Source organism: Stenotrophomonas sp. HMWF003, assembly GCF_003061285.1.
Taxonomy (GTDB): domain Bacteria; phylum Pseudomonadota; class Gammaproteobacteria; order Xanthomonadales; family Xanthomonadaceae; genus Stenotrophomonas; species Stenotrophomonas maltophilia_AP.
The window spans coordinates 2685-8627 of record NZ_QAIW01000114.1 but is presented as its reverse complement, the minus strand read 5'-3'; the positions used below and the strand labels follow the sequence as shown (position 1 = coordinate 8627).

The following is a 5943-nucleotide window of genomic DNA, read 5'->3' as shown; positions in this document are numbered from 1 at the left end:
GCCCGCCTCAGGCGTCGCCGTCGGCCCCACCGCCGCTCACCGGGCCCGCCGGCTTGCCGACCTCGGCCAGGAAGTGGGCGATGATCGCCTCCAGCGGGGCGGCCGCGTCGGCGCTGCCGCGCAGGCCGGCGATGCCCTCGGCCAGGTGGCGGGCGGTGTCGGCCAGGATCATCCCCCAGGCCCGCTCCTCGGCAATGCCCAGCGACGGTTCGTGCATGCCGATCTTCATCGAACAGTGCAGGCCGCGCGCGGCGACCCACACCCGCAGCATCTCCACGGCATGGTCGTCGGCGAGCGCGGCCGGGGGTATGGGGCGTTCGTTCATCGGCTGTGCGGGGGCGCCCTCAGAACTCCAGGTTGTCGATCAACCGGGTGGTACCGATGCGCGCGGCGATCAGGGCCACCCGGGTGCCGTCATTGGCGTCGGCCGGCTCGGACAGGTCCGGCTTGCGCACCACGGCGTAGTCCACCTGGAACCCGGCCGCCTGCAGGGCGGCGGTGGCGTCGGCTTCGATCAGGCTGCGGGTCTTGCCGGCGATGAAGCCTTCGCGCATGCCCAGCAGCACCTGGTGGATGGTGGTCGAGACCGGGCGCTGGTCGGCGTTGAGGTACTGGTTGCGCGAGCTCATGGCCAGGCCATCGCTTTCACGCACGATGTCCCCGCCCACGATCTGGATCGGGAAGGCCAGGTCTTCCACCATCTGGCGGATCACCGCCAGCTGCTGGTAGTCCTTCTTGCCGAAGGCGGCCACGTCCGGCTGCACCTGGTTGAACAGGCGCGAGACCACCGTGCACACGCCATCGAAATGGCCCGGGCGGTGGGCGCCTTCCAGCAGGCCGCTGATGCCCGGCACGTTGACGCTGGCCGCCAGTTCAATGCCGAACGGGTACATCGATTCGACCGTGGGCAGCCACAGCACATCGCAACCGGCCTGCTCCAGCCCGGAGGTGTCGGCTTCCGGGGTGCGCGGGTAGCGGGTGAAGTCTTCGTTGGGGCCGAACTGGGTCGGATTGACGAAGACACTGGAGACCACGCGGTCGGCGTACTGCCGCGCCAGCGTGACCAGCGAATAGTGACCCGCATGCAGGTTGCCCATGGTGGGGACCAGCGCGACGCGCAGGCCCTCGCGCTTCCAGCCGTTGACGACGGCGCGCAGGCGGGACAGTTCGGTGACGGTTTCGATCATGAGGCGTAGGCGTGTTCTGCGTCGGGGAAGGAGCCGTCGCGCACGGCGTCGGCGTAGGCACGGACAGCACCGGCGACCGACCCGCCGTCGGCAAGGAAATCCTTGACGAACTTGGGCCGGCGATGGCCGCTGTCCAGGCCGAGGAAATCATGCAGCACCAGCACCTGGCCGTCGCAGCCGGGGCCGGCGCCGATACCGATGGTGGGCACGGACACGTCGGCGGTGACCTGGGTGGCCACCGGGGTGGGCACGCACTCCAGCACGATCAGGGTGGCACCGGCCTCGACCGCGGCCTTGGCGTCGTCGCGCAGCTGCTGGGCGGCATCGCCCCGGCCCTGCACGCGGTAGCCGCCCAGGCGCAGCACGGACTGCGGGGTCAGGCCCAGGTGCGAGCAGACCGGGATCTCGCGCTCGACCAGGTAGCGGATGATGTCCAGCTTGAAGCCGGCGCCTTCGATCTTGACCATCTCCGCGCCCGCCTGCAGCAGGCGCAGCGAGGCATCCAGAGCGCGCTCGGGGGTGGCGTCGGCGCCAAACGGCAGGTCGGCCACCAGCAGCGCCCGCTGCAGCACGCGGGCCACGGCACGGGTGTGGTAGACCATGTCGTCGGTGGTGACCGGCAGGGTCGAATCATGCCCCTGCACCACCATGCCCAGCGAGTCGCCGATCAGGATCAGGTCCACGCCGTTGGCGTCGAACGCACGCGCGAACCCGGCGTCGTAGGCGGTCAACATCACCAGCTTCTGGCCGTTGCGCTTGGCCTCGGCCAGGGCGGGAACGGTCCAGGGCTTGCTGTCTGCGTGGGTACTCATGAGCTGATAACCGGTGGCGATAAGCCCCGCATTATCCCCCTATTGGCGCGATCCCGCAGGCCTCGACCCGCATCACAGCATCCCGCACACGGCCGTGACCGGGAATCACCGCATCGGCGGCGATGTCGGCCAGCGGCAGCAGCGCGAACGCGCGCTCGTGCAGGTGGGGATGCGGGACCTTCAGCTGCGGCAGGTCGATGATGTCCTCGCCGAACAGCAGCAGGTCCAGGTCCAGCGTCCGCGGCCCCCAGTGCACGCCCGGCGCGCGGACCCGGCCGAAATCACGCTCGATGCCCAGCAGCGCCTCCAGCAGTTCCGGACCGTCCAGCGCGGTGTCGAGCAGCGCGGCGGCGTTGACGAACGCCGGCTGGTCTTCATTGCCCCAGGCCGGCGTGCTGTACAGCGGCGAGCGCGCGCGCAGCGTGGTGCGCGGCAACCCCGCCAAGGCCTGGAACGCATCGCGCAGGGTCTGCGCGGCGTCCCCCAGGTTGGCGCCCAATCCAATGCAGGCAGCGGTCACGTCTTACTCGCCCGTGGCGGCCCCGCCCGGACGACGGCGCCGGCGGCGACGCTTGCGCGGCGCGCCGTCTTCGTCGACTTCGCCCTCGCCATGCGCCGCGTCCAGCGCCGAATCCAGCTCCGGGCCGGACTGCAGCTGCGCTTCGCGCCAGAACTCGACATCGGCGCTGTGCTCGCTGGAGGCCACCTGGCGCAACACCAGGAAGTCGTAGGCGGCGCGGAAGCGCGGATGGGTCAGGGTACGGATCACGCGCTTGCGCTGGCGCGAGCCGAAGCGCCCCTGCAGCAGCCAGATCTCCTGCATCGGCAGCGAGAAGCGGCGCGGCAGCGCGATCGTGGTCAGCTGGTGCAGGGTGACCCGGTCGGCGGCGCGACGCTGCGCCTCTTCCAGCGCCACGCCCTGCTTCTGCAGGCTGGCCAGGGCGCGGCAGAACGCCGGCCACAGCAGCAGCGCGAACAGGAACGACGGCGACACCGGCTCATCGTTGGCCACGCGCAGGTCGGTGTTGTGCAGGCCTTCGATGACCATGCGGCGCAACGCACCGCTGCGGTTGCTGCGCAGTGCGGCGGCACTCTCGGGGAACATCACATCGAGCAGGCCGTAGCGCTCCAGGCCTTCGAAGCTGGCCACGCCGTGCCCGGACAGGAACAGCTTGAGCACTTCCTCGAACAGCCGCGCCGGCGCGGCTTCGGCCAGCAGGCCGGCAAGCCGCGGCAGCGGCTCGGCGCTGGCGTCGTCGATCTGGAAGCCGAGCTTGGCGGCCAGGCGCACCGCGCGCAGCATCCGCACCGGGTCTTCCTGGTAGCGCTTTTCCGGGTCGCCGATGAGCTTCATCAGGCGCGCCTGGACGTCTTCGAAGCCGCCGGTGTAGTCGCGCACCGAGAAATCCTCGATGGCGTAATACAAGGCATTGCAGGTGAAGTCACGGCGGATCGCGTCGTCTTCGATGCTGCCGTAGACGTTGTCGCGGACCAGCATGCCGTTTTCCATCTCGCGGTCGCCACTGCCATCGTCGATGTTCGCGCGGAAGGTGGCCACTTCGATGATTTCGCGACCGAACACCACATGTGCCAGCCGGAAGCGGCGGCCAATCAGGCGACAGTTGCGGAACAGCGCCTTGACCTGTTCCGGGGTGGCATCGGTGGCCACGTCGAAGTCCTTGGGGTTGCCTCCGACCAGCAGGTCGCGCACGGCGCCCCCTACAAGGTAGCCAGCGAACCCGGAATCACGCAGCCGGTACAACACGCGCAACGCGTTGGGGCTGATGTCCTTGCGGGAGATGGTGTGCTGGTCGCGCGGAATCACGCGCAGGCTGAACGGTGATGTAGCAGAAGAATTGATGTTGGCGCTTCCGGTTGAGTTTTCGGGATTGCCCAATGGCATCTAGGTCCATATACTAGCGCGCTGCGCAGTTCGCGACAAAGCCTGCTCCCTTCGTCTAATGGTTAGGACGTGGCCCTCTCAAGGCTAAAACAGGGGTTCGAGTCCCCTAGGGAGCACCAGTCGCGCTGCACGGAAGCCAAAAACCCCGCCACGGCGGGGTTTTTTGCGTTCCAGGCCCAGGACCGCCGGTCCCTGCCCTGCCAGGCGCGCAGCGGGGAACACGCGCGGCCCGCTGCACCGGCCGCCCCGCTCAGCCCGGTCAGGCGCCCCTTCAGCCCTCCATCTGCTCCAGTTCCTTGCCCTTGGTCTCCTTGACCAGGCGCAGCACGAAGAACACCGACAGCACCGCGGCCACCGTATAGATGCCATAGGCCGCAGCCAGGCCGATGCTGCCCAGCAGAACCGGGAAGGACACCGTGATGGCGAAATTGGCCGTCCACTGCGCCGCGCCGGCCACCGCCAGCCCCGAGCCGCGGATCTGGTTGGGGAACATCTCGCCCAGCATCACCCACATCACCGGGCCCCAGGACATGTTGAAGAACACCACGTAGACATTGGCCGCCACCAGCGCCAGCACGCCCATGCCGTCGGACAGCTGCAGCGTGCCGCCGGCATCCAGCGAGCCGCTGGCGAAGGCGAACGTGACCAGCGCCAGCGCGAGCGACATGCCCACCGAGCCGATCCACAGCAGCGGCTTGCGGCCGATGCGGTCGATCAGCACCACGGTCACCAGGCAGGCCCCGATGCTGAGCGCCCCGGACAACACGTTGATCAGCAGCGCGTCATTCTCCGAAAAGCCCACCGCCTGCCACAGCACCGCGCCGTAGTAGAAGACGACGTTGATGCCGACCAGTTGCTGGAACACCGCCAGGCCGATGCCGACCCACACGATAGGACGCAGCTTGCCGGTGCTCCTGCTGACCAGGTCGGCGAAGGTGGGCCGGTGCTGGTCCTGGGCCAGGGAGCCCTCGATCTCGCGGATCTTGGCCTGCGCTTCTGGCGCACCGTACAGCCGGGTCAACACCGCCAGGGCCTGGTCCCGGCGGCCCTTCACCATCAGGAAGCGCGGGCTCTCCGGGATCACCAGCAGCAACCCCAGGAACAGCAGCGAAGGAAGGGCCTGCATCCAGAACATCCAGCGCCATGCCGCCTGGCCCAGCCAAAGGGACTCGGTGGACGCTCCAGCCGCCTTGGCCAACAGGTAGTTGCTCATGAAGGCGCAGAACAGCCCGCTGATGATCGCGATCTGCTGCACCGTGGCCAGCCGGCCGCGGTACCGGGCCGAGGCCACCTCGGCGATGTAGGCCGGCGACATCACGCTGGCCGCGCCGACCGCGACCCCGCCGATCACCCGCGCGATGATGAACACCGTGGAGCTGTGCGCCGCACCGGCGCCCAGGGCCGAGAACAGGAACATCACCGCGGCGATGATCAGCACGCCGCGGCGGCCCAGCCGGTCACCGAGGCGGCCGGCGAAGAACGCGCCGATCGCGCAGCCGAGCAGCATCGAGGCCACCTCGAAGCCGATCCCGGCCGAGCTGGACTGGAAGGTGTCCTTGAGGCCATCGACGGTGCCGTTGATCACGCCGCTGTCGAAGCCGAACAGGAAGCCGCCGATGGTGGCCACGCAGCTGATCAGGACGATGAAGCCGGTGTTCTCGCCGCTGCCGGCGCGGGTACTGCTGAGCGAAGCACGGGTCATGGGAATACCTGGGTAGAAGGGGCGCTGTCCGACACCACAGCAGGCAGGAATGGACAGGTTCTCATACCTTTTGCGCCTGCTGGGCGGCGGTTCGACCACGGCCCGCCCGGGCGACAGGTCGTTGCCTGGCTCGGCAACCGGTTGATCACCGGCGCCCTCCACTGCGACCATGCCCGCCTCGCCGCCCTCCCCACTCCCGGGCGTGGCGCGGTATCGTCGAGGAGCGCCCACCCATGCCCATCAACATCCGCCGGATCGGCGCATCCCGCTGCAGCACCACGCCGAGGGTGCCGATGTCGCAGGAGGTGTCGCGATGAGCCTTGAACGCGCGCCGGCCAC

At 68.9% G+C, this 5943-nt stretch carries 7 protein-coding genes and 1 tRNA gene; 1 reads left to right on the top strand and 7 read right to left on the bottom strand.

All coding sequences use genetic code 11. The features are described from left to right. Window positions 1-7: 7 nt before the first annotated feature. From DBR34_RS04540 to pcnB, 5 genes are read right to left on the bottom strand one after another with little or no spacing between them, the layout of a single operon-like run. Window positions 8-325 carry a DUF5076 domain-containing protein gene (locus tag DBR34_RS04540; RefSeq protein ID WP_128095891.1) on the bottom strand — a complete coding sequence of 106 codons (318 nt, stop codon included), beginning with the start codon at window positions 323-325 and terminating at the stop codon, window positions 8-10. Window positions 326-344: 19 nt separating this feature from the next. Beyond that, entirely contained in the window at window positions 345-1187 is an 843-nt protein-coding gene (gene panC / locus DBR34_RS04535) for a pantoate--beta-alanine ligase (protein WP_128095890.1), read from the bottom strand. Beyond that, window positions 1184-1999: a 3-methyl-2-oxobutanoate hydroxymethyltransferase gene (gene panB, locus DBR34_RS04530; protein WP_128095889.1), complete on the bottom strand. Its 816-nt coding sequence runs from the start codon at window positions 1997-1999 to the stop codon at window positions 1184-1186. The genes panC and panB overlap by 4 nt, the downstream gene beginning before the upstream one ends. 31 nt (window positions 2000-2030) lie before the next feature. Further along, window positions 2031-2519: a 2-amino-4-hydroxy-6-hydroxymethyldihydropteridine diphosphokinase gene (gene folK / locus DBR34_RS04525; RefSeq protein WP_128095888.1), complete on the bottom strand. Its 489-nt coding sequence runs from the start codon at window positions 2517-2519 to the stop codon at window positions 2031-2033. Between the two features lie 3 nt (window positions 2520-2522). Beyond that, on the bottom strand, window positions 2523-3902 hold the full coding sequence (gene pcnB, locus DBR34_RS04520) for a polynucleotide adenylyltransferase PcnB (RefSeq protein WP_181393899.1): 1380 nt from the start codon (window positions 3900-3902) through the stop codon (window positions 2523-2525). Window positions 3903-3946: 44 nt separating this feature from the next. Here pcnB and DBR34_RS04515 point away from each other — a divergent pair. Beyond that, window positions 3947-4021 (top strand) — tRNA-Glu (locus DBR34_RS04515). 152 nt (window positions 4022-4173) lie between these two features. Here the strand turns inward: DBR34_RS04515 and DBR34_RS04510 are convergent. Beyond that, complete coding sequence (locus tag DBR34_RS04510; protein WP_128095886.1) at window positions 4174-5604, bottom strand: sugar porter family MFS transporter; 1431 nt, start codon at window positions 5602-5604, stop codon at window positions 4174-4176. 145 nt (window positions 5605-5749) lie between these two features. Continuing rightward, window positions 5750-5943: hypothetical protein (locus DBR34_RS21625; protein ID WP_219928210.1), on the bottom strand; the 194-nt coding region annotated here is incomplete at its 5' end.